This window comes from Mesorhizobium sp. M1163, assembly GCF_040318415.1.
Taxonomy (GTDB): Bacteria; Pseudomonadota; Alphaproteobacteria; order Rhizobiales; family Rhizobiaceae; genus Mesorhizobium.
On record NZ_JAMYMF010000005.1, the window covers coordinates 156,682 to 183,431 of the forward strand.

At 64.1% G+C, this 26,750-nt stretch carries 16 protein-coding genes; 5 read left to right on the forward strand and 11 right to left on the reverse strand.

What is annotated here, in order from left to right:
- Nucleotides 1–327: 327 nt before the first annotated feature.
- The gene (locus NKH43_RS07330; protein WP_023674428.1) at nt 328–1,014 is read right to left on the reverse strand and encodes a D-lyxose/D-mannose family sugar isomerase; all 687 of its coding nucleotides are present in this window, start codon (nt 1,012–1,014) and stop codon (nt 328–330) included.
- Nucleotides 1,015–1,159: 145 nt separating this feature from the next.
- Here NKH43_RS07330 and NKH43_RS07335 point away from each other — a divergent pair, with 145 nt between their 5' ends.
- Complete coding sequence (locus tag NKH43_RS07335; RefSeq protein ID WP_023717214.1) at nt 1,160–2,218, forward strand: D-TA family PLP-dependent enzyme; 1,059 nt, start codon at nt 1,160–1,162, stop codon at nt 2,216–2,218.
- A 234-nt stretch (nt 2,219–2,452) separates the two neighbouring features.
- On the opposite strand, the gene NKH43_RS07340 is transcribed toward NKH43_RS07335, so the two are convergent.
- The 9 genes from NKH43_RS07340 to hutI all read right to left on the reverse strand — a co-directional run bounded on the left by NKH43_RS07340 (nt 2,453) and on the right by hutI (nt 22,094).
- Nucleotides 2,453–3,217 carry a heme ABC transporter permease gene (locus tag NKH43_RS07340; protein WP_023717213.1) on the reverse strand — a complete coding sequence of 255 codons (765 nt, stop codon included), beginning with the start codon at nt 3,215–3,217 and terminating at the stop codon, nt 2,453–2,455.
- 263 nt (nt 3,218–3,480) lie between these two features.
- Nucleotides 3,481–4,143, reverse strand: coding sequence for a glutathione S-transferase family protein (locus tag NKH43_RS07345; protein WP_023717212.1), 663 nt, complete (start codon nt 4,141–4,143; stop codon nt 3,481–3,483).
- A 596-nt stretch (nt 4,144–4,739) separates the two neighbouring features.
- Nucleotides 4,740–6,509, reverse strand: coding sequence for a glucan ABC transporter ATP-binding protein/ permease (locus NKH43_RS07350; RefSeq protein ID WP_023717211.1), 1,770 nt, complete (start codon nt 6,507–6,509; stop codon nt 4,740–4,742).
- 364 nt (nt 6,510–6,873) lie between these two features.
- Nucleotides 6,874–15,444, reverse strand: a complete 8,571-nt coding sequence (locus NKH43_RS07355; RefSeq protein WP_352857264.1) for a glycoside hydrolase family 94 protein — start codon at nt 15,442–15,444, stop codon at nt 6,874–6,876.
- 268 nt (nt 15,445–15,712) lie between these two features.
- Complete coding sequence (locus tag NKH43_RS07360) at nt 15,713–16,300, reverse strand: HutD/Ves family protein (protein ID WP_023717208.1); 588 nt, start codon at nt 16,298–16,300, stop codon at nt 15,713–15,715.
- A gap of 8 nt (nt 16,301–16,308) precedes the next feature.
- Nucleotides 16,309–17,979, reverse strand: coding sequence for a urocanate hydratase (gene hutU / locus NKH43_RS07365; protein WP_352857266.1), 1,671 nt, complete (start codon nt 17,977–17,979; stop codon nt 16,309–16,311).
- 32 nt (nt 17,980–18,011) lie between these two features.
- Nucleotides 18,012–18,821, reverse strand: coding sequence for an N-formylglutamate deformylase (hutG, locus tag NKH43_RS07370; protein WP_352481267.1), 810 nt, complete (start codon nt 18,819–18,821; stop codon nt 18,012–18,014).
- Nucleotides 18,822–19,311: 490 nt separating this feature from the next.
- On the reverse strand, nt 19,312–20,847 hold the full coding sequence (gene hutH / locus NKH43_RS07375) for a histidine ammonia-lyase (RefSeq protein ID WP_352495270.1): 1,536 nt from the start codon (nt 20,845–20,847) through the stop codon (nt 19,312–19,314).
- A complete protein-coding gene (hutI, locus tag NKH43_RS07380; protein ID WP_352857269.1) occupies nt 20,844–22,094 on the reverse strand; it encodes an imidazolonepropionase in 1,251 nt (416 codons plus the stop codon). The genes hutH and hutI overlap by 4 nt, the downstream gene beginning before the upstream one ends.
- 98 nt (nt 22,095–22,192) lie before the next feature.
- Between hutI and NKH43_RS07385 the strand changes: the two genes are divergently transcribed.
- A complete protein-coding gene (locus NKH43_RS07385) occupies nt 22,193–23,545 on the forward strand; it encodes a formimidoylglutamate deiminase (protein ID WP_352481270.1) in 1,353 nt (450 codons plus the stop codon).
- Nucleotides 23,542–24,303, forward strand: coding sequence for a histidine utilization transcriptional repressor HutC (hutC, locus tag NKH43_RS07390; RefSeq protein ID WP_352481271.1), 762 nt, complete (start codon nt 23,542–23,544; stop codon nt 24,301–24,303). The genes NKH43_RS07385 and hutC overlap by 4 nt, the downstream gene beginning before the upstream one ends.
- Before the next feature lie 181 nt (nt 24,304–24,484).
- On the opposite strand, the gene NKH43_RS07395 is transcribed toward hutC, so the two are convergent.
- Entirely contained in the window at nt 24,485–24,829 is a 345-nt protein-coding gene (locus tag NKH43_RS07395; protein ID WP_352481272.1) for a RidA family protein, read from the reverse strand.
- A 224-nt stretch (nt 24,830–25,053) separates the two neighbouring features.
- Here NKH43_RS07395 and aztA point away from each other — a divergent pair, with 224 nt between their 5' ends.
- Together aztA and aztB are read left to right on the forward strand one after the other, a co-directional pair.
- Nucleotides 25,054–25,869, forward strand: coding sequence for a zinc ABC transporter ATP-binding protein AztA (aztA, locus tag NKH43_RS07400; protein ID WP_352481273.1), 816 nt, complete (start codon nt 25,054–25,056; stop codon nt 25,867–25,869).
- A complete protein-coding gene (gene aztB, locus NKH43_RS07405) occupies nt 25,869–26,744 on the forward strand; it encodes a zinc ABC transporter permease AztB (RefSeq protein WP_352857310.1) in 876 nt (291 codons plus the stop codon). Before aztA ends, aztB begins: the two co-directional genes overlap by 1 nt.
- The last annotated feature ends 6 nt before the right edge of the window (nt 26,745–26,750 follow it).

Here is a 26,750-nt window from a genome sequence, read left to right on the forward strand (position 1 = left end):
ACGTATCAGACGATATGCAAATAAGATTCGCGGCGATAAGTTCTCCCTGAGGAGCCAAGCCATGCCAATAGCGCTTCACGCGGTATACGATTCCCGAGGCGTCATCATTGCCGCCTCACGAGTCGATCCTGACGATGACAAGTCGGCCCCGGCGCCAATCCCACAGCCCGGCGAGGGCAATTACTACGCGCTAATCCCGCTTGACGAGGCCCACGTCAAAATGCCGCTGGATCAGCTGTGCACAACGACTCGGGTCGACTTGCGACAGAAGCGGCTGATTGCCGAGGACCTTCACTCTCGAGCGTAAGTGTTCCTCGCCACCCTGCCCTATCCCACCCACTTCTCGTAGTCGGACACCAACAGGTGCAGCGGTGCTGTGTCCTCGTCGATGTCTGCGAAGCGGCCGATTGGTTCGCGAAAGACATTGTCGGTGAGATCGTCGTTGACCGTCGAAACCTCGCCGATCAGCACGTCCTTGCCTTCCGCCCAGAAGGCGTGCCAGACGCCCGGCAGCAGCGTCACGCTCTGGCCTGGGTCGAGCTTCAGCAGCCCACCCGCAGGCAGCCTGTGGATGGTTCCGTCGACAGGCACCGATACTTCGGCCTTCGGATCGATGCCGCCATCGCGATCATGCATGAACAGCTCTAGCACCAGCTTGCCGCCACCACGGTTGATGATGTCCTCGGCCTTGATGTTGTGGCGGTGCATCGGCGACAGCTGGTCCTTGCGCGAGATCATGATCTTCTCGGCATAGAGCATGCCCATGCCCTTCTTCATGTCCTCGTAGCGGCCGTTGCGGACGGTGAACAGGAACAGGCCGAGCTCGTCGAACTTCTCCTGGCCATAATCGGTGATGTCCCAGCCGAGCCGGGAGGAGAAGATCGCCGACGAATCCTGCCGGCGCGCCTTCATCTCTTCGGGGCTCCAGTAGGCGAAGGGCGGCATGATGTAGCCGAACGAGCGGATGAAGGCGTCGGCGTCGCGGATGATGTCGTTGATGGCGGAGCGTTTCATGATCGTGGTTCCTTCCCGTCGCTTTGCGAGCGCTAACGCAATAGCCGAACGTCAATTCGGTGTCGATGCAAACTGCTGTCGCTGGCCCCATGACATGCGGTCCGATCAGGGCCATAAGGTCAACCAATTTTCCGATGGTGAGACCATGCGCAGCATAGACGACCTCGATACGCCGGCGATCCTGATCGATGCCGGCCGCGCCGAAGCCAACATCGCGCGGGCGCAGGCCCATGCCGACCGGCACGGGCTGAAACTCCGGCCGCACATCAAGACCCACAAACTGCCCTACTGGGCAAAGAAGCAGATCGCGGCCGGCGCCGTCGGCATCACTTGCCAGAAGATCGGCGAGGCCGAAATCATGGCCGACGCCGGCCTGACCGACATCTTTCTGCCCTACAATATCCTCGGGCGGGCGAAGCTGGAGCGCCTCAAGGCGCTGCACGGCCGCGTAACACTGTCGGTGACAACGGACAGCATGGACACGCTGATGGGACTTGCCGCCACCTTTACCGATCCCGGCCACCGCCTGCCGGTGCTGGTCGAATGCGACACCGGCATGGGCCGCTGCGGTGTGCAGTCGGCCGGCGAGGCAGTCGCGCTGGCGAGCGAGATCGACAAGGTCCGGGGGCTCGTCTTCGGCGGCTTGATGACCTACCCGGGGGCGGGCCGCGCCGCAGAGACCGAGGCGTGGCTCGCCGATGCGCAGCAAGCACTTGCCGCATCCGGCCTTGCCTGCGAGCGTATCTCCAGCGGCGGCACGCCCGACATGTGGCGCTCGGGCGAGCATTCCGTCGTTACCGAATACCGGCCTGGCACCTACATCTATCTCGACCGCTACCAAGTCGCCAAAGGCGTCGGCAGCCTCGACGATTGCGCGCTGACGGTGCTGTCGACGGTGGTCAGCCGTCCAACGCCGACACGCGCCATCCTCGACGCCGGCAGCAAGGCGCTGTCCAGCGACACGCTGGGGCTCGCCGATTTCGGCGAGCTGCTGGGCATTTCAGGCGCAAGGGTGACCAGCCTCAGCGAAGAGCACGGCAATGTCACGCTTTCGGGCGGCGCCGAGCTTGGCATCGGCGAGCGCGTGCGCGTCGTGCCCGACCATTGCTGCGTCGTCACCAATCTGTTCGACGAGGTGCATCTGATTGAAGGCGAGAAAGTGATCGAGACGCTGCCGGTCAAGGCGCGCGGGCGTATGGGGTGAACCAGCCCGGAGCGCGTGCGGAGGCTTTAATGTATAGAATTTTCCGGACGCCGGAGGGACAGCACCCCCTCTGTCCTGCCGGACATCTCCCCCGCAAGGGGGGAGATTGGCAGCTCCGCCGCCCGCACCCACACGTTGGTAATTGGCGAAAGCAGAAGCAACATCCGATCTCCCCCTTGCGGGGGAGATGTCCGGCAGGACAGAGGGGGGTGGGAAGAAACTCGACGGATAAGATCAGCCGGGTTGCCGTTCAGCTTGCCTTGCCGCGACGCGGCGCATCGAAATGACACGGCGGCGGCGGATCTCGGTGCGCATTGCCATCAGATGCAGCGCGAAGAACAGCACGGTGAAGCCGAGTGCCATCACCAGCAAGGGCCACAACAGGCTTGGATCGATGGTCGGCCCGCCAAGCCGGAACACCGAAGCCGGCTGATGCAGCGTGTTCCACCAGTCGACCGAAAATTTGATGATCGGAATGTTGATGAAGCCGACCAGGGTGATGATGGCGGCGGCCCAGGCGGCGCGCCCGGCATCGTCGAGCGCTCGGGTCAGCGCGATGATGCCGAGATACATCAGGAACAGGATGAAGACCGAGGTCAGCCGCGCGTCCCACACCCACCAGGTGCCCCACATCGGCTTGCCCCAGATCGAACCGGTGATCAGCGCAAGGGCGGTGAAGACGGCACCGATGGGCGCCGCCGATTTCAGCGCCACGTCGGCCAGCGGATGGCGCCAGACCAGCGTGCCCAACGCCGAGATCGCCATCAGCGTGTAGCACATCATGGCAAGCCAGGCGAAAGGCACGTGGATATACATGATGCGCACGGTGATGCCTTGCTGGAAATCCTCAGGCGCCGTGAAGCTCATATAGAGACCGACAGTGAGGATGATGGCGGCCACGCTCGCCAACCACGGCACTACCTTGTCGACCAGCCCGACGAACCGCGTCGGGTTGGCAAGGTCCATCCAGCCGGAGAGGCGTGAAGTCGTGTCGCTCATGCGGCTTTACATAGACCGCCGGCGGAGTTGCGGCAACCACGGCGCCGGCGGTCTCTCCTTCTTCCCTTTGTGGGAGAAGGTGGATCGGCGCGTGGCTCCGAGTCGGATGACGGCTCATGTCGAGCCTGAATCAGTACTCATCGCAATATGAAAGCCGCCAGTCGGTAAACAACCCGATCGGGGTGTTTGATCGCGCCGAAGTTGACGCCAAAAGCGGTCAAGCTGGAAGCGTCGAGGATTGGTCAAACGCTCGGCGGCAGACTTCAAACCTGCTGTGGGCTGTTGGTTGATGGGGCGTTGATCGCAAATTGCGAGGCGAAAGCCCGGATATAGGCGGGCCGTGCTTCCCCGCGCGCAACATAGGCAGCCACGTTTTGATATTCGTCCAAAATGCCTGACGTTCTTAGTCGCAGCAGCACCGATACCATCAATAGATCGCCCGCGCTGAACGCATCATCGAGCCAGTCGGCGACGCCTAAGTGAGCCGAGAGTTTGTCCAGCCGAGCGCGAACACGGTCCTTCACCAACGGCAAGCGCTCCTCGCTCCAAGGCTTGTCACCTTCGAATATTCTTGCCGTCGTTAATTCCAGGATCGGCGGCTCGACGGTGTTAAGTGCGGCAAACATCCACGTGATTGCGCGCGCGCGGGCATCGCGATCCTTCGGCAGCAGGCCCGCATGCTGCTCGGCAAGATGAAAGACGATCGAGCCGGTCTCGAACAGCGAGAGAGAACCTTCCTCATAGGTGGGGATCTGGCCGAAAGGATGGATTGCCAGATGGTCAGGCGCCTTCATCTCTGCGAAGGAAACAAGACGAACCTCATAAGGCTGACCCACTTCTTCGAGCGCCCAGCGAACGCGCGTATCGCGCGCCAGTCCCTTGCCGCCATCGGGCGATCGTTCAAATGCTGTAATAGTGATTGTCATCGCATCCGTTTCTTTGCTTGGGCGAATTTCTTCGGCTTCCTATCGTGAGACGAATGAGCCTCCCCGAAATCGACATCGGTCTTGACCTATTTCATTGCAGGGCGCCGCTTCCGATCAGAGGTCGTGATAGCGCGATGGGCCAATTCGGCGAGGCTGCGCGTAGGGGCTGCCTTGTTCCATCGACCGCTTTTGCGAGCTTGCGCCCTGAACGCAGACCGAGGCCCTTCCGGTCAATCCCGATTTACGGGTTCACATCCTGATCTGCAGTGCGCTTACATCTCCATTTTTGGATGAAGATTTTGCGCCAAGCTGGAGTTGCGGGATCTGAACGCCGTCTGCGACACAATTATCGCCTAGGTCCGCGATGAGAGCTTGCAGCCGTGGCGGTGACGCGGTCTCCCCTTCTCCCCTGTGGGAGAAGGTGGATTGGCGCGCAGCGCCGAGACGGATGAGGGATGCTGGACGGAGTAAGGCGCTACTCGGTGCGCCGCAGTCTGGATTTTGGATGAAGGTGTGCGCCGAGCTGGAGCGCACCTCATCCGTCGCCTACGGTGACACCTTCTCCCACAACAAGGGGAGAAGGTGAACCGTGCCACTCAGGCGGCTTCGTTCACCGGATGGCTGAGGCGGCGAACCTCCTCGTCGTTGAGCAGGCCGCCAGCACGCAGCAGGCTGGCGAAGCGGCCGTTGCGCAGCGACAGTTCGGTGAACCCGCCCATCTCGACCACCCGGCCCTTGTCCATGAACACGACCAGATCGGCATCGCGAACGGTGGTCAGGCGGTGGGCGATGATGAAGGTGGTGCGGCCGCGCCGCAATTCGTCGATGGCGTCCTTGACGCGGTCTTCCGTCTCGACGTCGAGCGCGCTGGTCGCCTCGTCGAGAACCAGGATGGGCGCGTCCTTCAGCACGGCGCGGGCAATCGCGATGCGCTGGCGCTCGCCACCGGACAGCTGTCCGCCGCGTTCGCCGACGACCGTGTCGTAGCCTTCGCTCTTCGACAGGATGAAATCCTGCGCGGCGGCGGCGTTGGCAGCGGCATGGACCTCGTCATAGGTCGCCTCCGCACGGCCGACGCGGATGTTGTCCTCGATCGAGCGGTTGAGCAGGCCGGCATCCTGGAACACGGTGGCGATCGAATGGCGCAGCGACTTGCGGGTCACCGTGCGGGTGTCGATGCCATCGATCAGGATACGGCCGCCGGACGGCGTGAAGACGCGCTGCAGGAGGTTGATGAGCGTCGTCTTGCCGGCGCCCGTCGGGCCGACGATGGCGACGGTCTGGCCGGCCTGGACCTCGAACGACGCGTCGTCGACGCCCTGCCCGGAATTGCCGAACTCGAAGCAGACATTCTCGAAACGCACATGACCCGTGACGTTGACGAGGTCGCGCAGCCCGTCGGGCTCGGCGGCATCGGAAGCGGAGTCCTCGAGATGATAGAATTCCTCGAGCTTGGCGCGTGCCTCGGAAATCTGGTTGGCGAAAGCCGACATCTGGTCGAGCCGGGCAATCAGCAGCGTGGCAAAGCCGGTAAAGGCGATGACGTCGCCGATGCGCAACTGGCCGTGCGTCACCAGATAGGCGCCAATCAAGAGCACCACCATCATCGAAATCGTCGACGACAGCCGGTGCAGCGCGTTGGCCATCGCCCACCAGTCGAGCACCGGATTCTGTGCATCGAGCAGGTTCTTGACGTAGCGCTTGAGCGCCTCGGTCTCGTGGCCGATGCGGTTGTAGCTCTGCAGGACAGCGACGTTGCTGACCGAGTCGGTCACATGCGCAAACACCTTGTGGTAATGCCGCTCGACGGCCGCCTGGCCTTCCTTGGTGCGCCGCATCACCAGCCGTCCGATGCCAACATAGAGCGCGCCAAGCGCCAGCAGCACCATCGACATGCGGATATCCATGCTGAGCGCCGTGGGCACCAGCAGAACCAGCGCGACCGCGGTCGACAGATGCTGCCGCATGAATTCGAGCCAGAGGCTGAACAGGGTCTCGACCGCGCGCAGGAGCGTGTGCAGGGAATTGGAGGTGCCGCGCTGATGATGCCAGGCTAGCGGCATGGTGATAACGCGCTCGAACGACTGGCAAAGAACCTCGCTGCGCCGCTGGTGGGCAAAGCGGTCGGCGCCGCGCGCCACCAGCACGAAGGCGATGATGTTGAACGCGCCGAGGCCGGCCCACATCGCCAGCGTCGAGAATACCGAGCCGCGGTCCGAAATGGCATCGATCACCCGGCCGAACATGATCGGCTCGAGAATGGCGATAATGGCAAGCGCGACATTCGCCCCGCAGATAAACGCAACGCGTTTCCTGTCGGCAGCGAGATAACCAAGGGCTCGCCAGTAGATTTGCAGAAGTGACACTTCAGCTACTCCGCCAATTATTTATGGTGCAGTGCGTCATTTTTTGACTCGTATCGGTTGACGCGTCGCAAAACAATGCTCGTCTACCTCTTCCGTTCCCATTCCGCGAACAAAAGATGACGACGCTTCGAAATTTGCCGTGATCGTCTAACAGTTTGAGATAAAAGGTGAAATGTCAGCGTTGCGGCAAAATCATGGCAGCTGGAAAGCACTGCCACAATTTTAATCAGCAAGACCCCGGGCACGACGTCTAAAGTCGTGTGCAGGCATTCAGCAAGGTCAAACGCAAATATAACCGGTAGAGGCACTTGGAGTGCCCGTGCGTTCCCTGGGGAAGCGCAAGGGACGCTCCAAGCCCTTGAATCTAGGCCGGTATTCTGACGATCACCTCGGCGTTGTCTCCGGCTTTTGGCTCGAAGGACGAAGATTTGGTCTTCGTGCCATTCACTTCAAGTGAGATGGCCCGAGCCTTTTTGTCGCGGACGACGCATACCTTGATCTCGGCGCCCAGCATCTTCAGGGTCGCCGAATAACCGTCCCAATGGCTGGGAAGTCTCGGCGTGAATTGAATGCGCTGTCCGCGACGCTCGATGCCGAGAATGCTCTCGACCGCCGCGCGATAAAGCCAGCCCGCCGAACCGGTATACCAGGTCCAGCCGCCGCGGCCGCCCTTGTCCTGCCCGGAATAAACGTCGGCCGCGACGACGTAGGGTTCCACCCGGTAGCGCTCTGCCGCGGCTTCATCGAGTGCATGGTTGACCGGATTGAGCATCGAAAGGCAACGGTAGGCATCGTCGGTGCGACCCATCTCGGCGAGCGCAATGACGAACCATGTCGCCGCGTGCGTGTATTGGCCGCCGTTTTCACGGACCCCCGGCGGATAGCTCTTGATGTAGCCCGGGTCCTTTTCCGTCCTCGAGAACGGCGGGGTGAACAGCTTGACGATCTTGAGCTCGTCGTCGACGAGCGTTTTCAGCGCCTGCCCCATTGCCGTCGTCGACCGCGCCGGGTCGCCCTCGCCCGAAAGCACGCTCCAGGACTGGGCGATCGAGTCGATCTTGCACTCGTCCGATTTGCGCGAGCCGAGCGGCGTGCCGTCGTCGAAGCTGCCGCGCCGATACCACTCGCCATCCCAGGCGGTGCTTTCCAGCGCCCGCTTCAGCATCTCGGCGTGCTTTGTCCAGGCCTGCGCGCGCTTGGCATCGCTCTGCGCCTTGGCGACAGCGGCAAAGTCGCCCAGCGTCTTCAGCAGGAACCAGCCCAGCCACACGCTCTCGCCCTTGCCGTGCTCGCCGACGCGGTTCATGCCGTCGTTCCAGTCGCCGCCGAGGATCAGCGGCAGCCCGGCTGGGCTGCTGCGCTTGACGGCAAGATCGAGCGCCCGCGCGCAATGGTCATAGAGCGAGGCTGTCTTCTTCGAGATTTCCGGGATGAAGAAAGCATCGTGCTCGCCTTCGCCCAGCGCCTGCCCCTCGATGAAGGGCAATTGCTCCTTCAGGATCGCGGTATCGCCCGTCACCAGCAGGTAGCGCGCCGTGGCGTGGGCCAGCCAGACCACGTCGTCCGAGATCATGGTGCGAACGCCTGCCTCTGTGCGCGGCAGCCACCAATGCTGCACGTCGCCTTCGGGAAATTGCCGCCGCGCCGCATTGAGGATCTGATCACGCGCCAGCTTGGGGTCATGCGCCAGCAAGGCCAAGGTGTCCTGCAGTTGATCGCGGAAGCCGAAGGCACCGCTTGCCTGATAGAACGCAGAGCGGGCACGGATGCGGCAGGCCAGGCTCTGATAGGGCAGCCAGTGATTGACCATGGCGTCGAGTGCCTTGTCCGGCGTCTCGACCTGGATGGTGTCGAGAAAGCCGCGCCACGTGCGCTCATTGTCGGCCAGCCGCTGATCGAAATCCCTGGAGCGATGGGTCTGCACCAGCGCGCTGGCCTCCTCGGGCGAGGCCGCGTCGCCGAGCAGCCAGAGCAGCGTGACGTCGCCACCGGCAGCGATGTCGATGTCGCGTGCGATGGCCGCGCAGGGATCGTCGCCGGCCTCGACACGGCCCGACAGGCCGGCGCCGCTCAGCACGGCATGCGGAAGCTCGCTGGTGCCCAGCCTGCCGATGAATTCGCCGCGGTCGGCGGTGACGGAATGCACCGCACCGTCGGCGGCCAGAAAGGCGATCCGTTCGCCAAAATCGAGCCCATAGGGATTTTGCGCCAGCAGAGCGCCGGTCGCGGCATCCCGGGACGGAACGATGCTTGCCGCGGTGCGCGAACGATGGCCGCCAAGAACCCATTCAGCATAGGCGTAGACGCGTAGCCGCATCGGCGCCGAACCCGAATTCTGGATGCGCAGCCGCGATATCTTCACCGGATCGACGGGATCGACGACATGGGTCAGGTCCATCGACAGCGGCCCGCGTTTTGAACGGAACGTCGAAAAACCCTGCCCGTGCCAGGTTTCGTAAGTCATTGTCGGGTCACGCACCACGGCAGCCAGCGGCGAGAACGCTTTGCCACTGGCATGATCGTAGATATAGATGCCCTCGCCCGGCCGGTTGGTGACCGGATCGTTCGACCACGGCGTCAACTGATAGTCGCGGCTGTTGCGGCTCCAGGTGAAGGCAGCGCCTTCAGCCGATATGTGGAACCCGAACGATGGGTTGGAGATGACGTTGATCCACGGTTGCGGCGTCGTGCGCCGGCCGGCAAGACGCACGACGTAGTGGCGTCCGCCGCCGTCGAAGCCGCCGAAACCGTTCCATTGGTCGAGCCCGCTGCCGTCGACGCGGGCCTCGATCAGTGCCTGGGCGGCAAACGCTTGCGCCGTCGGCACCGGCAAGGACGGCTCGCGAAGCGCTGCAAGCTCCGCCGGCTGGAGGGCGGCGTCTCGCGCCTGCAGTGCCGCGGCCTCGGCGCGCTCGATCTGGTCGAAGATGGTGCCGTTACGCGTATGCAGCACCACCCGGGCGACGGCGAGCAAGGTCCTGTAGGTCGTTTCCTCCATCAGGTCGCGGCGCACCGCGAAGATGTGCTGGCGAGGTCCGAGCTCCTTGCCGCGCAACCGGCTGTTTTCGCACAGCGTCTCGACCGCGCGCTGCAAGTCCTGCACGTATGACGAAGCCTGCTCGTTGACGACGACAAAATCGATCATCATGCCGCGGGCGCGCATGTATTCCTGGAAGCGAAGCGCCTGGGCGACGATCTCCAGATCGGCGACATCGGCGATCCTGACCAGGAAAATCGGAAAATCGCCAGATATGCTGGTCGGCCACAGGCTGGACTGCCTGCCGAGCCCGGAGGCGATGGATTCGCCGGGCAGGCGCAGGAACGGATCGGGATAGATCAGGTAGCGCGCCAGCTTCTGCACATTGGCGGCGTCGGACAGGCTGAGGCCGAGGTGACGGGTCTGCACCTGCGAGCGCGTCCAGGCGAGCATCGCCTGGCGGGAGAAGCTTTCGGGATGGTCGAGCCGTGCGATAGCGGCATCCAATTCGGCGCGATCGGCGCCGACGACGGTCCAGAACGTCAGCGAAATCTTCTTGTTGGCCGGCACGCGCACCTGCCGGCGAAGCGAGGCGATCGGATCCAGGGTGAAGCCGGAATGGCCGCCAAGCTTGGCGCCGGGATCAAAGGCAGCCGCGTCCGTGATGGTGCGGCCGCGGCCGATGAAGGTGCGCCTGTCGGTTTCCGCCTCGGCATCACGCGCCGATCCAGACGGATCGGTGACGAAATGCACCATGGTGACATCGGGTTCGTCCTTTTCGCGCTTGCGCCTGGTGGCGAAAATCGCGCCGTTGTTCGGTGCAATCTCGGTTTCCACGAACATCTTCGAAAAGGCCGGATGCGCATTGTCCGAGGGCTCGGAGCCCAGCACCAGTTCGGCATACGAAGTCACTTCGATGTGCCGGTCGGCGGCGCCGTCATTGTAGAGCGTTACCCGCCGGCCCTCGCCATTGCCTTCCGAGATGACGATGCACTCGACCTCCGAACGCAGCGACCCAATCGATTTGACGAAGCTCGCCTTATCGTCGGAAAACAGCGTCTGCACACGCTCGTCGGTGGCGCGCTTCGGCTCGGCGGTGGCCGACCACCAGTCGCCATTGCTGGCGTCGCGCAGGAAAATGTAGGAACCAAGGCGGTCCTCGGTCGGATCCGGCTGCCAGCGCGTGACGGCAAGTTCGCCCCAGCGGCTGTAGCCCGAGCCGGTGGCGGTGGCCATGACCGAGTAGCGGCCGTTGGACATGACACTGGTCGAGCGCAGCGCCCTGAGCGGATCGAGCACGATACGCGTATCCGGGCTCTCGAGTTCGGTCTCGTCCTTCGAGCGCTCGTCGGCCTCGGTCCTGACGGTCGCCGTCGGGATGTCGCGCGGCGCCCTTTCCTGCAGCAGCAATTCGGCCGATTCGATCACCGGATCGCTGTGGAAGCGGTCGCGCAGGCGCCCTTCGAAGATCGCATCGGCAACGGCGGCGATCGACATGCCCGAGTGGTGGGCCATGTAGTTCAGCACGACGGCGTGGTCGGTGCCCTCGGGGACGCGCTGCGGCGTGAAATCCACCGCGTCGTAAAAGCCATGCCGGCCCAGTGCGCCCAGCCGCCTCAGCCTGGCCAGGTTCTGCACGGATTCATGCGGCGTGAACTGCGCTGCCAGCACGGTCGCGTAGGGCGCGATCACCGTGTTTTGGCCAAGGCCGCGCTTCAGCCCGAGCCCGGGCACGCCGAAATTGGTGTACTGATAGGTCAGTTCGCGGTCGCGGGCGTTGTAGGCCGCTTCCGAAATCCCCCAGGGAACGTTCTTCGACCGGCCATACTGGATCTGGCGCTTGATGATGAGCTTGCTGGTCTGGTTGAGAATGCTGCCTTGCGGCTCCTTCATCACCAGCGGCGGCATCAGATACTCGAACATCGAGCCGGACCAGGACATCAGCGCGCCCTGGAAGCCGATCTCGACGATCGGCCGGCCGAGCCGGAACCAGTGCTCGGTCGGCAAATCGCCCTTGGCGATGGCGAACAGGCTGGTCAGCCGCGCTTCGGAGGCCAAAAGGTCGTAGCAGCTTTCGTCGAGCTGATGCTCTTCGACCCGGTAACCGATCGACAAGAGCTTGCGTTCGGGCCGCATCAGGAACGAGAAATCCATCTCGAAGGCGAAACGGCGCGTGCGCTCGCGCAAGGTCAGAAGCTTAGCCCGCAATGCCGCGACGGCGTTTTCGTCGCTGTGCGCGTCGTGGACATGCGCCTCGCAGGTGGCTTCGAGCCTGGCCGCCCAATCGGCGATGGTGTCGCTCTGGGTCGATGCGGCCTCGGTGTGGATGGCTGTCGCGAGCTTGCGTATCTCGCCGGCCAGGACGGCCAGGTTGATAGTGCGGATCGACGCCATCTCCGGCTGCGCCTTGATCAATTCCACCGCCCGCCGCATGCCGTCGAGACGGTCGGCGAGCCGCTGGCGCAAGGGCCGCAATTGACGGCGGTCGTCGGGCAACTCCTCAAGGCTTTCGTCGAGGATGGTGACGGTGTCGAGGATGCCTTCGAAGTCGCCCTGCACATGCACCGACGGCGCTTCCGCCCATTCGGCGCAGGCAGCGGCCACGGCCACCAGATGGCCGGCGAGATTGCCGCTGTCGACGGCAGAAATGTACAGCGGATAGAGCGGCTTCAACGTCGTGGTGTCGTACCAGTTGAAGAGATGGCCGCGATCGCGCGGCATGCTCTCGATGGTCGACATGGTCGCGTCGATGCGGTTGACGGCGTCGGAGAGGCTGATCCAGCCGAAATCGCGTGCCGAAATCACGGACAGCAGGTAGACGCCGATATTGGTCGGCGAGGTGCGGGGCGCCACCACGGGGGCCGGGCTTTCCTGGAAATTGTCCGGCGGCAGATGGTGATGCTCGGCCGTCACGAAGGTCTCGAAATAGTGCCACGTTCGCCGCGCCACGGTGCGCAGCGCGTGGATATCGGCGGCCGATATGCGCAGGCGATCCTCGGTTTCGGCCGAACGGCTGATCCAGCAGGCGATGGCGGGCGAGCCGATCCAGAACAAGGCAAAGAAGAAGGCGACGAAGGCGCCGGTGGAATCGGCCAGCACCGGCACAGCGAGGCCGACGACGCCGATGATCACCGCGCCGTACATGATGCTGTAATAGGAGCCGAGATCGTTGTCGCCGCCCTTGTGTGCCTGCGAGGCGGTGCGCCATTCGAGCAGGTTCTGGCGGCTGACGAACAGGCGGTAGAGCGTGCGGATGATCGCGTCGCCCATCATCCAGGCAAGATGCGCCATCAGCACGATCTTCAGCGCCACCAAGGCGGTACCGAAGGCAACGTCGCGCGCCAATGCCGAGAAATGGCCGCGCGGCGTCTGGTCGCCGCTCTTCGGCAGGATGGCGTTGACGATGTCGAAAGTGGGCGCCATGAACAGCGTGAGGATCAGCAGCGCCTGCCATTGCGCCGCCTGCGTGAATGGCAGCAGCGTCCAGCCGGCGATCGCGGCCATCACCCAGAAGATCGGCGTCACCGAGCGGCGCAGATTGTCCACCATCTTCCAACGCGACAGCGCCGGCACGTTTGAGCGCGGGCCGAGGATGAAGCCCAGAAGCTGCCAGTCGCCGCGTGCCCAGCGATGGTGGCGCGATGCGTCGACCGAATAGCGGGTCGGATAATCCTCGACCAGTTCGACGTCGGTGACCAAGGCCGATCGCGCCAGCGCGCCTTCGAGCAGATCGTGGCTGAGGATGGTGTTTTCCTCGATGCGGCCCTTCAGCGCCGCCTCGAAGGCGTCGACATGGTAGAGACCCTTGCCGGTGAAGGAACCGTCGCCGAAGATGTCCTGGTAGAGGTCCGACACGGCAAAGACGTACGGGTCGAGCCCGCGATTGGCGGAAAAGACACGCTGGAAGAACGACGCCTCGTCGCCACTGGTCAGCGACGCGGTGATGCGCGGCTGCAGGATAGAATAGCCTGCCGTGACTTCGCGCCGGGCCGCGTCGAAATGCGGACGGTTGAGCGGGTGGCAAAGCTTGCCGGCCAGCGCGGCGACGGCGTCGCGGGTTGTGCGGGTGTCGGCGTCCAGCGTCATGACGTGGACGACGCTCTCCGGCAAGGGCACTTCCAACGGCAGGAAGGTGGTGTCGCTGTCGCCGCGCAGCAAGAGGTTCAATTCGTGCAGCTTGCCGCGCTTGCGCTCCCAGCCCATCCAGACGCCTTGCGAGGCGTTGTAGAGCCGGCGCCGATGCAGCAGATAAAAGCGCGGCGCGCCATCCGAGGGATAGCGGGCGTTCAGTCGGGCGATTTCGGCGCGGGCGAATTCGAGGATTTCGACATCCGCCGTATCGATCTCGGTCTTCGAGTCCGGCCAGTCGGAAAGCAGCGCGAAATGGATCTCGCCCGCCGTGTTGGCGAGGTGATGCACTTCGATGTTGCGGATGTTCTCCTCGACGTCGTCGCGCGAGCCGATCAGCGACGGCACCACCACCAGCGTCCGTGCCTCGGGCGGTACACCATGCCTGAAATCATAGCCGATGAGACGCGTCGGCTTCAAAAACAGCGAGACGACGGTGTTGAAGAATGCGAGCGCGCCTTCGCTGGCCGGCACCGCGAACAGGGCCAGCATCAGGACGATCGACGGCACTGACAGGCCGAGATTGGCGAGCGCATTGCCGGAGACGACCAGAAGCAGGACCGTCAGCGCAAACACCGGCACGACGATGCCCAGCCATCCGGTCTTGCGGAACGTCCGGTTGATCGTCTTGCCGATGGTAGGCCGGTAGCCGATCGACCGCTCCAGTTCCATCCGGCGCGGACCGACCAGAAAGAAGCCGACGTCGGTGTGAGCGATCGGACCGGTTTCGGAGCCCGGCGCATCGGCAGCATGGCCGGCGAGTTCAATCGCCCGTTCGGCAACGCGAAATTCGGAAAGATCGGAACGGCGTGCCAGCTCCTCGATCGCAGTCCGGTATTGGTCGCGCGAAAAGAAATCGAGCGCCGCGAAATCGGTGCGCTCGCGCAGCAAAGTGTCGATGCGGCTGACGCCCTCGAACCACACCGTCCAGTCGATGTCATTGATGAGGCGCAGGCCGCGGATGATGTTGCCGGTGGTCACATTGCCGCTGGACAGCGTGCGGTGCTCGCTGAGGATGATTTCCTCGGCGTCGGAGCCCGTCCTTTCCAGCTCGCCCTCCAGCCATTCCAGCGCCCTGCCGGCATTTTGCGAGCCGTCGCGCAGCCGGTAGAGCAACTGGGTTGCGAAGGTGGTGTCCTGCGCATGGGCGCTGTAGCCGGAAAGTATCGTCTGCCGGTCGGCGCTGTCGTCCGTCGCCAGCACACGGTCGGCGACCTCGTTGGCGATCTGGCGCAACTCCCGCGTGCGATTGACGCGCACCGCGATCCGGCGAAGATTCTCGATCAGGACAAAGCGCAGCAGCGACGGCAGCGCCCATAGTTCGCCGATCTTCAGCGGCTCGACGGACTGGAAGCCTTCGACGATCGCCTTGAACATGGCCGACGAGACGGAACTGTCGGAATGCGCGACATAGGTCCATGCGACCGCCAACGCGCGCGGCACGCTGGATCCGTCGGACAGTTTCAGCGTCGGCAACTGGCGATAGAAGCGGCGCGGCAGGTCGCGCTTGACCTGGAAAATGGTCTCCTCGACCAGGTAGTTGTTGTCGAGCAGCCACTGTGCCGCGGGCGTGATCGTTTCGCCCCTCGCCTGGGCAGCGTTGGTGGAACGGTAGACATCGAGAATCTTCCTGGCGCTGTCGCGGATGCGCGCCTGAAAATCGAAAGGCGTCAGCCCGAACAAATCCTTGGCATCGCCATTGGCAAGGGCTGCGCCCAACGCGCGCAGCCGATCTTCCGTCAGGAAATGGGAGCGTATCGGCTCGTCGGTGACAGCCGGGAAGCTGGCGCTCGTCTTTTCGATCTGTGCGAGATTGGTCTGGATATTCATCTAAGGTTCCGTGTTGGGGACGCAGTGCGGCGTCACCGCCACGGCAATGTCCCTAAAACCGGTCCAAATGCAATTGGTTGCATCGCAACACTTGGCCGAATGTTTGTTTCCGCACCACGACAAGGTGTCGTCTTTCGACAACTTCCAGGCGAGCGCCTCCGAGCATCGTTTCGGCTTCTGATCGGCGGAAGATTCAGGCTTTTTCGTGATGCAGGGACCAGCTTACGCAATATTTGACCGGCGTCTCGATCATGTTTGGAAACAGGCGTTAATCGTTGCCGGCAATGCGATCGATGCGGATCACGAACAGCATCGCCGGCCGGACGGGATCAAGGCGCAGTTCCGGCGCTTGCGGCCCGAGCAACAGCGCATCGAGCGGCCCCAGTTGCACGGGCGCGGCGCCGGCCACCCTAAGCTCGCCGTCGAGGGACAGGATGAGTGTTTCATCGGCTCCAAACCGGATTTTCGTCGGAGCCGAAATCAACAGGCGCTCGATCTGGTGGATCGCCCGGGTCCGGCGGGTCATGACGTTGAGGTCGGTGATCGGACCGGCGATCAGCGTCGCTTGCGTTGGCACGTCGGCCGGAAAGGCAAGCGGTGCGGAAGCCTTGGTGATTTCGACCGGCGGCCGGCCGGCGATATCGAGGACCATGCCCTCGCCTTCCAGCAAGGCCAAAGTCCGGTCGACGCCGGGAAAGCCGGAAAACGGGCCGCCGCCCTCGACCAGCGCCATCGAGACGCGCCAGTCGAAATCGTCGAGCCCAGCACCTGCCGGCGAGACGGCAATCTCCGTCGTCACGCCGCCGCCGTTCTTCCACGGCATCGACCGGTATTCCGAGGCCCGAAGGATGCGCAAGGCGCGGCTCAGCCCAATATGCCGGGCAGGTTGAGCTGGTTCTCCCTGGCGCACTCGATCGCGATGTCGTAGCCGGCGTCGGCGTGACGCATGACGCCCGTCGCCGGATCGTTCCACAGAACCCGCTCAAGGCGCTTGGCCGCCTCACGCGTGCCGTCGGCGACGATAACCATGCCGGCATGCTGCGAAAAGCCCATGCCGACGCCGCCGCCATGGTGCAGCGACACCCAGGTGGCACCGGACGCGGTGTTGAGCAAGGCGTTGAGCAGCGGCCAGTCGGAGACGGCATCGGAGCCGTCCTTCATCGCCTCCGTCTCGCGGTTCGGCGAGGCGACCGAGCCGGAATCGAGGTGGTCGCGGCCGATGACCACCGGTGCCTTCAGTTCGCCGCTGGCGACCATCTCGTTGAAGGCGAGGCCGAGCCGGTGGCGGTCGCCAAGGCCAACCCAGCAGATGCGGGCCGGCAACCCTTGGAAGGCGATGCGCTCACGCGCCATGTCGAGCCAGTTGTGCAGATGGGTGTTACCAGGAGTCAGCTCGCGCACCTTGGCGTCGGTTCTGTAGATATCCTCGGGATCGCCGGAAAGTGCTGCCCAGCGGAACGGGCCGATGCCGCGGCAAAACAGCGGACGGATATAAGCCGGCACGAAACCCGGGAAGGCAAAGGCATTCTCAAACCCCTCCTCCTTCGCCACCTGGCGGATGTTGTTGCCGTAGTCGAGCGTCGGCACGCCGGCGTTCCAGAACGCCACCATCGCCTCGACATGCTCGCGCATCGACGCGCGGGCAGCCTTTTCGACCGCCTTCGGGTCGCTGGTGCGCTTCTCGCGCCATTCGGCCAGCGACCAGCCCTTGGGCAGATAGCCGTGGAGCGGGTCATGCGCCGAGGTCTGGTCGGTGACGATGTCGGGGCGTACGCCGCGCCGCACCAGTTCCGGCACGATGTCGGCGGTGTTGCCGACCAGGCCGACCGATTTCGCCTCACCGGCTGTGGTCCAGCGCTCGATCTTCTCCAGCGCCTCGTCGAGGGTGTCGGCGCGCTCATCGACATAGCGGGTGCGCAGCCGGAAATCGATGCGGTCGGGATCGCATTCGACCGCCAGGCAGCAGGCGCCGGCCATGACCGCGGCGAGCGGCTGGGCACCGCCCATGCCGCCGAGGCCGCCGGTCAGGATCCATTTGCCTTTGAGATTGCCGCCATAGTGCTGACGGCCTGCCTCGACGAAGGTCTCGTAGGTGCCCTGCACGATGCCTTGCGTGCCGATGTAGATCCATGAGCCGGCCGTCATCTGGCCGTACATCATAAGGCCTTTTCTATCGAGCTCGTTGAACTTCTCCCATGTCGCCCAGTGCGGCACGAGGTTCGAATTGGCGATCAGCACGCGCGGCGCATCGGCATGGGTGCGGAACACGCCGACCGGCTTGCCGGATTGCACCAGCAGCGTCTCGTCGTCGGCAAGCGTCTTCAGCGAGGCAACGATGCGGTCGAAATCGTTCCAGGTGCGCGCCGCCCGGCCGATGCCGCCATAGACGACCAGTTCGTTGGGATTTTCGGCGACGTCCGGATCGAGATTGTTCATCAGCATGCGCAACGGCGCTTCCGTCAGCCAGGTGCGGGCGTTGAGCTCGCTGCCGCGCGGGCTGCGCACTTCACGGATATTGTGGCGAGGATCGGTCATGATTGTCCCTTTCGAGTGAGGTGCGCCGTGCGTCAGCGTTCAGCCCAGGCGATCGCCGTTTCCAGGATCTTTCTCAGCGTGACGCGGATCGGCGCTGCGAATTCGGCGTCGTAAGGCACCGGCCAGTTATCCGGTTCGCCCTTGCCTTCGGGCTCGCGCAGATAGCCACGGTTGGAGAGCTCCATCTGCAGCGCGTGGACGCCGGCTTGCGGCTGGCCGAAATGACGCGTGATCCAGCCGCCCTTGAAGCGGCCGTTGACGACAAAGCTCTCGCCGGTTTCTGCGACAATCTGCGTGACTTTCTCCTGCAACGCCGGATCGGCGCTCTTGCCGTCATTGGTGCCGAGATTGAAGACCGGCAATTTGCCTTCGAACAGGCGCGGCAGCACCGAACGGATCGAGTGGCAGTCATAGACGACGATCTTCCCGTGCAAAGCGCGCAGCCTGTCGATCTCGGCCTGCAACGCGGCATGATAGGGCACGAAGAATTTTTCGCGGCGTTCGTCGATCTCAGACGGCCCCGGCTCCTCGCCTTCGCGGTAGAGCGGATCGCCGTCGAAGGTCTCGGTCGGGCAGAGCCCAGTCGTCGTCTGGCCGGGATAGAGCGAAACGCCAGACGGATCGCGGTTGACGTCGATGACGGTGCGCGAGATCGCCGTATGCACCACCGTCGCGCCAAGGCTCTCGGCGAAATCATAAAGCTTGTCGATCCACCAGTCGGCGTCACGGCGGCCGAGCCAGGGCGAGATAAGTCGGTTGTCGAGGCCGGCCAGATCGATGCCGGTATGCGGGATCGAAACCAGCAGGGGTGCCGTGCCTCGGGTGACGGTGAGCCAAGTCATGAGAAGTCTCCGCGCGTTGGAGCTCTACGGCGCCCCCCTCTGCCCTGCCGGGCATCTCCCCCACAGGGGGGGAGATTGGCAGCTGCGGCGCCTCGCTCAGTCCTGCAACGTTGGAGATTGGCGAAAGCCAGTGTAACGGCCAATCTCCCCACTCGTGGGGGAGATGCCCGGCAGGGCAGAGGGGGGCGCGGCAGAACGCGACCTTGCAATTGTCCGTGAACACCGACCTCGCTTTTTGCCGGCCGTGTCGTATTTTGTTCTTGCTTTGTGCCGGCAGCTATGCTACTAATATGGGTATGGTGATGATTGTCACCGACGACCCGCCCTCGAGGCGGGTTTTTTGTTTTTGACTTTGAAAATTTCGGTATTGCCGGGCTGAGGTTGGCGGGACAGCGCCGCCCTCTGTCCTGCCGGACATCTCCCCCACTTGGGGGGAGATCAGCTGGCGTCGAGGGTTTCGCCAACGTCCGACCTGTGGCGGCGTATAGTCTCACGACGTCACTCCCGGCAGCTTTACCGCGCTTGCCGCTTCCACCGCCGCGCCGCTGCGTACCATGGCGATGGCCTTCTCCATGTCGGGATGGAAGTGCCGGTCGTTGTCGAGATGCGGCACCTCTGCCCTGACCAGCCGGCGCACCGCCTCCAGTGCCGCGCTCGAGGCCAGCGGGGCATGGAAATCGCAGCCTTGCGCCGCGGCCAGCAATTCGATGCCGATGACGGCCGTCGCATTCTCGACCATGCCGATGAGCCGGCGCGCGCCATGTGCCGCCATCGAGACGTGGTCTTCCTGGTTGGCCGAGGTCGGGATCGAATCGACGCTGGCCGGATACGCTTTTTGTTTGTTTTCCGAGACGAGCGCCGCGGCTGTCACTTGCGGGATCATGAAACCGGAATTCAGACCCGGCTTGGGCGTCAGAAAGGCCGGCATGCCCGACAGCGCCGGGTCGACCAGCATGGCGATGCGCCGTTCCGACAGCGAGCCGATCTCGCAGACGGCGAGCGCGATCATGTCGGCGGCGAAGGCCACCGGCTCGGCGTGGAAATTTCCGCCAGAAAGCGCTGTGTCGTCCTCGGCAAAGATCAGCGGATTGTCGGTGACGCCATTGGCCTCGGTGCCGAGCGTATCGGCGGCCTGACGCAGCACGCTGAGTGCTGCGCCCATCACCTGCGGCTGGCAGCGCAGGCAGTATGGGTCCTGCACGCGCTCGTCGCCGACGCGGTGCGATTCACGGATGGCGCTGCCGGCCATCAAATTACGCAACGCCTCGGCCGTCTCGATCTGGCCGCGATGTTTCCTGAGCAGATGGATGCGTGGATCGAACGGCGCGTCGGAGCCCTTGGCGGCATCGGTCGACAACGCGCCGGCGACCAGCGCTGACTGATAGAGCACTTCCGCCTCGAACAAAGCCGCCAGCGCATAGGCGGTCGAAAACTGCGTACCGTTGAGCAGCGCAAGGCCTTCCTTGGCGCCCAATATCACCGGCTCCAGGCCGTGCGAGACAAAGGCGACCTTGGCCGGGAAGCGGCCATGCGGGGTAAAGCATTCGCCGACACCGATCATCACCGCGGTCATGTGCGACAGCGGCGCGAGGTCGCCGGAAGCGCCGACCGAGCCTTGCGCCGGCACCACGGGGATAACGTCGTTGGCCAGCATCGCCTCGAGCAGCTCGATCGTCCGCGGCCGCACGCCGGAGGCGCCCTGGGCCAGGCTGGCCAGCTTCAGCGCCATCATCAGCCGGCAAATTGCCAGCGGCATCGGCTCGCCGACGCCGGCGGCATGCGACAGCACGATGTTTCGCTGCAGCGTCTCGAGGTCGGCGGCGGGGATGCGCACGCTGGCCAGCTTGCCGAAGCCGGTGTTGATGCCGTAGACCGGCTCGCCCTTGGCAACGATCCTGGCGACGGCCTCGGCGCTGGCCTTGATCTTCGGCCGGCAGGCATCGTCGAGCCTCAGTGCGGCGCCGCGATAGATGGCGCGCCAATCGGCCAGCTTGGCATTGCCTGGCCTGAGCTTGAGTTCGGTCATTGTCCCCTCCAGATGCGGGCATGCAGCGGGTTGAAGCCAATGCGGTAGACGAGTTCGGCCGGGCGTTCGACGTCCCAGATCGCCAGATCGGCGGATTTTCCGACCTCCAGCGTACCGGTCTGTCCAAGCAACCCGAGCGCGCGGGCAGCCTCGCGCGTGACGCCGGCAAGGCATTCATCGACGGTCAGGCCGAACAATGTCGCCGCCATGTTCATGGTCAGCAGCAGCGAGGTCAGCGGCGAGGTGCCGGGATTGTTATCGGTGGCAACGGCCATCCTGACGCCATGCTGGCGAAACAGGGCGATCGGCGGCTTCTTGGTCTCGCGGATGAAGTAGTAGGCGCCGGGCAGGATGGTCGCCACGGTTCCTGCCTTCGCCATCGCCGCCGCGCCCGCCTCGTCGGTATATTCGAGGTGATCGGCCGATAGCGCACCATAGCGTGCCGCAAGTTCCGCGCCGTGCAGATTGGACAGCTGGTCCGCATGAAGCTTGACCGGCAGGCCCGCCGCCTTGGCCGCATCGAACACGCGAGAAATCTGCTCCGGCCAAAAGGCGATGCCTTCGCAAAAGCCGTCGACGGCATCGGCCAGGCCCTCGGCAGCGACGGCCGGCAAAATCTCGTTGGCGACAAGATCGATAAAGGCGTCCTTGTCGCCTTTTGCTTCGGGCGGCAGCGCATGAGCGCCGAGGAGAGTGGTTCTGACCGTCACCGGCCGCTCACCGCCCAGCCGTCGCGCGGCGCGCAGCGACTTCTTCTCGTTTTCGAGGTCGAGACCGTAGCCGGATTTGATCTCGACGGTGGTGACGCCTTCGGCGATCAGCGCGTCGAGGCGTGGCAGCGACTGGGCGACCAGCTCGTCCTCGCTCGCGGCGCGCAGTGCCTTGACCGAGGAAACGATGCCGCCGCCGGCCTTGGCGACCTCCTCATAGGTGGCGCCGGCCAGCCGCATCTCGAATTCATTGGCACGGTTGCCGGCATGGACCAGATGGGTGTGGCAGTCGATCAGGCCAGGCGTGATCCAGCGGCCTTCGCAGTCGGTCGCCTCGGCGTCTTTGCCAAGTGCTCTGGGGCGGAGCGCTGCCGGCATGTCGGCTTCCGACCCGGCATAGACGATCCGGCCGTTGCGCACGGCGATTGCACCGTGCTCGACGACGCCTAACCCGGCGCTGCTATCAGCCATGGTCGCGAGGCGCGCATTGCGCCAGAGGCGAAGCTCCCGTGCCCGGTTTTTGCTCTCTCCAGCCATCATCTTTTCCGTTTCAATCGGGAGTTATTATGTATATACATATCAAAAGGCACTGCAAGCGCTATCATCACATGGCCAACCGGGATTTGGAGAAAGACGTGACGGCGATTTTTGCGGAACAGGCACTTCTGCCCGACGGCTGGCGCAGCGATGTGCGGATCGTAGTCTCCGACGGCAAGATCGCAACGGTCGAGGCGGATACCTCGCCTCTGCCTGGCGACGAGCGCCATTCTATCCTTTTGTCCGGCATGCCGAACCTGCACAGCCATGCCTTCCAGCGCGGCATGGCCGGCCTTGCCGAATTGCGCGGCCCTTCCGCCGACAGTTTCTGGAGCTGGCGCGAGGTGATGTATCGTTTCGCGCTGTCGATGACGCCGGACCAGGTCGAGGCGGTCGCGGCGCAACTCTATGTCGAGATGCTGGAGGCCGGGTTCTCGCGCGTCGGCGAGTTTCACTATTTACACCACGACCGCGACGGGCGGCCCTATGCCAATATCGCCGAGATTGCGGAGCGCATCGTTGCCGCAGCGTCCGAGACAGGCATCGGGCTGACTTTGCTGCCCGTCTTCTACGCGCATTCCTCTTTCAACCGCGCTGCGCCAAATGAAGGCCAGCGGCGATTCATCAACGATGTGAACCAGTTCTCGCGGCTTGTTGAGAAAAGCCGCGAATCCCTTCGCGCGTCGACTCAGGCTGTCGTCGGCGTGGCCCCACACAGCCTGCGTGCCGTGGCACCCGAGGAACTGGAAAACATCACGGCGATGGCGCCGGAGGGGCCGATCCACATCCACATCGCCGAGCAGATGAAGGAGGTCGAGGACTGCCTTGCCTGGTCCGGGGCGCGGCCGGTCGAATGGCTGCTTGCCAATGCCAAGGTCGACCAGCGCTGGTGCCTCATCCACGCCACCCACATGACCGACACCGAGACGACCGATATGGCGAAAAGCGGCGCCGTTGCCGGCCTCTGCCCGATCACCGAGGCCAATCTCGGCGACGGCACCTTTGCCGCGCCCCTTTTTATGCAGCATGGCGGCCGCTTCGGCATCGGCTCGGATTCCAACGTGCTGATCGGCCTGCCCGACGAGTTGCGCCAGCTCGAATATTCGCAGCGCCTCGCCCACCGCGCCCGCAACGTGCTGGCGGTGGCCGGCGGATCGACCGGTCGCGCGTTGTTCGATGCGGCGCTCGAGGGTGGCAGTTCCGCGCTGGGCGCCGGCGCCTCGCGGATCACTGCCGGTGCCTCGGCCGATCTCGTCTCGCTCGACGGCAAGCATCCATCGTTGGCGGGCAAGGCAGGTGATGCGATCCTCGACGCCTGGATTTTTGCCAACGGCACCAAGATCGATTGCGTCTGGGTGCATGGCAGGAAACTGGTCAGCGACGGCAGGCATGCAAGACGCGATGCCATTGCCGAGCGCTTCCGCAAGGTGATGACGGCGCTTTCGGCATGAGCATGATCGAGGCGATAAGCGCGGATTCTGGAAGCGCGGACGGCGGCGAGGCCCTTTCGCTACACCGGCGCATCCTGTCGGACATCAGCGAACGGATCCTGTCCGGCGCCTGGGCGCCCGGCCACCGCATTCCGTTCGAGCATGAACTGACGGAAGAATACAGATGTTCGCGCATGACGGTGAACAAGGCGCTGTCGCAATTGGCCAAGGCCGGGCTGATCGAGCGCCGGCGTCGCTCCGGCAGTTTTGTCCGCCGGCCGCAATCGCAGGCGGCCGTTCTCGAAATCCACGACATCCGAATCGAGGTCGAGGCACTTGGCCTGCCCTACCGCTACGAGCGCGTGGCGGGAAGCAGAAGGCGCAGCAGTGCCGACGATCGCGCCCTGCTGGAACTCGACGTCGCCGGGCCGGTGCTGGCGCTGGAATGCCGGCATTTCGCCGGCAACCGGCCGTTCGCCCACGAGCAGCGGCTGATCAACCTGGCTGCCGTGCCGGAGGCCGCCGAAGAGGCGTTTTTCGACACGGCGCCCGGTCCGTGGCTGATCGGCCGTGTGCCATGGAGTGCGGCCGAGCATCGCATCCGCGCGGTTGCAGCCGACAAGCATATCGCGGCGGCTCTCGACATCGCGACCGGCGCGCCGTGCCTGGTGATCGAGCGGCGAACATGGAGCGCCGAGCACCCCGTCACCCATGTCCGGTTCACCTACGCGGCCGAGAGCCACACGCTGGTGGCGCGGTTCACGCCGTCGCAGGGGTGAGCATTTCAACTGAGGGTCAGACCCCCTCACCCGGATTGCCGACCGAATTGCGAAGAGCATTCGGGGCAATCCGACCTCTCCCCGAGGGGAGAGGAGATCGCTGGTGCCAGCGCCAGTCTCTTCTCCCTCGGGGAGAAGGTGGCCGCGAAGCGGCCGGATGAGGGGGAACCTACGGAGCTGCTCAAATCGCCGCGGTGACAATGATCTCGACCAGATATTCCGGTCCGGCAAGCTTGGCCTCGCCGGTGGCGCGGGCCGGCGTGTTGCCCTGCGGTACCCATTTGTCCCACTCGGCGTTCATCTCGGCAAAGGTGCTCATGTCGGCCAGCCAGATGATCGCCTGCAGGATCTTGGTCTTGTCGGTGCCGGCCTTGGCCAGCAATTCGTCGATCGCCGCCAGAATGTCTTTTGTCTGGGCGCCGACGTTTCCACCCGGCTTGCCGACCTGACCGGCCAGATAGACGGTGTTGCCGTGGATCACGATCTGGCTCATGCGCGGGCCCACATCGATGCGACGAATGCTCATTGGATATTCCTTCTCTTGTCCGGCTTTCTCTTGTCGGCTGCGCCTGTTTAGGATCGCTGCTGGCTTCGAGCAAGGCCGCTCGAGCGGAACCTCTTGAGCCAAGCCAAAGCGGACAACATGACGGCCCGGCCGCAATTCCGCCCGATTGGCTTGTTGACTAATGTAATAACATCACATATCGAATCCGCCCCTGCAGCACCGATCGTCGCCCCATGGATCGTCACATGAGCCAAACCTGCCTGACCTTCCGCGACCTGACGCTGGGCTATAACAGCCATCCTGCGATCCACCACCTCAATGGTACGATCCGCAAGGGGTCCTTGACGGCGGTCGTCGGCGCCAACGGCTCCGGCAAGTCGACGCTGATGAAGGGCATCGTTGGCGTCCTGAAGCCGATGGCCGGCGCGGTGATCCGGGCGCCCGGCGTGCGCGCCGCCTACCTGCCGCAGCAGTCCGAGCTCGACCGCTCCTTTCCGGCCCGGGTCGTCGACCTGGTTTCGCTTGGCCTGTGGCCGCGGCGTGGCATGCTCGGCCGCTATACCAGGGAAGATCGCGACTCGGTCAGCAAGGCGCTGATGGCCGTCGGCCTCGGCGGTTTCGAGAAGCGGCCGATCGACACGTTGTCGGGCGGCCAGCTGCAGCGCACGCTGTTTGCCCGCGTGCTGTTGCAGGATGCCGAGCTCATCCTGCTCGATGAGCCGTTCAATGCCGTCGACACGAAGACCGTCGGCGACCTGATCGCACTGATCAAGCGCTGGCATGGCGAGGAGCGTACGATCATGGTGGTCGTCCACGATCTCGACCTAGTGCGGCAGAATTTCCCCGAAACACTGCTCCTGGCGCGCCAGCCGGTCGCCTGGGGCGAGACCAGAGAGACGCTGCGGCCGGAGAATTTGTTGCGCGCGCGCCGCTTCCACGAAGCCTGGGAGGACAACGCGCCATGGTGCGAGCCTGGTGAGCATGATCACAGTGTGCACGATCACAGCAGCCACGAGCATAGCCATGACCATCATCACGGCTCCGGGCCGAGGGCGGCATGATGGACGTGCTTTACGGTCTTTTCGTCGCCCCGTTTGCCGACTACGCCTTCATGCAGCGGGCGCTCGCCGGTTCGATGATGCTGTCGCTCGGCGCCTGCCCGGTCGGCGTGTTCCTGATGCTGCGGCGCATGAGCCTGTCCGGCGACGCCATGGCCCATGCCATCCTGCCGGGTGCTGCCGCCGGCTTCCTGTTTTATGGCCTGGAGATCCTGCCGATGACCATCGGCGGACTGATCGCCGGCATCATCGTGGCGCTCGGCGCCGGCGCCGTCTCGCGCTTCACCATCCAGCGCGAGGACGCCTCGATGGCGGCCTTCTATCTGATTTCGCTGGCGATCGGCGTGCTTATGGTGTCGATCCGCGGCTCCAGCGTCGATCTCATGCATGTGCTTTTCGGCACCGTGCTGGCGCTCAACAACGAGGCGCTGACGCTGATCGGCGGCATCGTCGTGGTGACGCTGGTCAGCCTCGCCATCTTCTGGCGAGCGCTGGTCGCCGAATGCCTCGACCCATTGTTCCTGCGCTCGGTCAGCCGGCTGGGCAGCCCGGTGCATTTCATCTTCCTCGGCCTCGTCGTGCTCAACCTCGTCGGCGGCTTCCAGGCGCTCGGCACCTTGCTGTCGGTCGGGCTGATGATGCTGCCGGCGGCAGCCGCTCGCTTCTGGACCATGCGCGTCGAGCCGATGTGCGTGCTGGCGACAGTGATCGGCTTTGCCTCTTGCATTGCCGGGCTGCTGTTGTCCTATCATGCGTCGCTGCCCTCCGGCCCGGCCATCATCCTGTCCGCCGGCGTCGTCTATTTCGCCTCGATCCTGTTCGGGACGCGCGGCATCCTGCGCGCCCGCATCATCCATCACCGCCACAGAACTGCCTGATCCCAA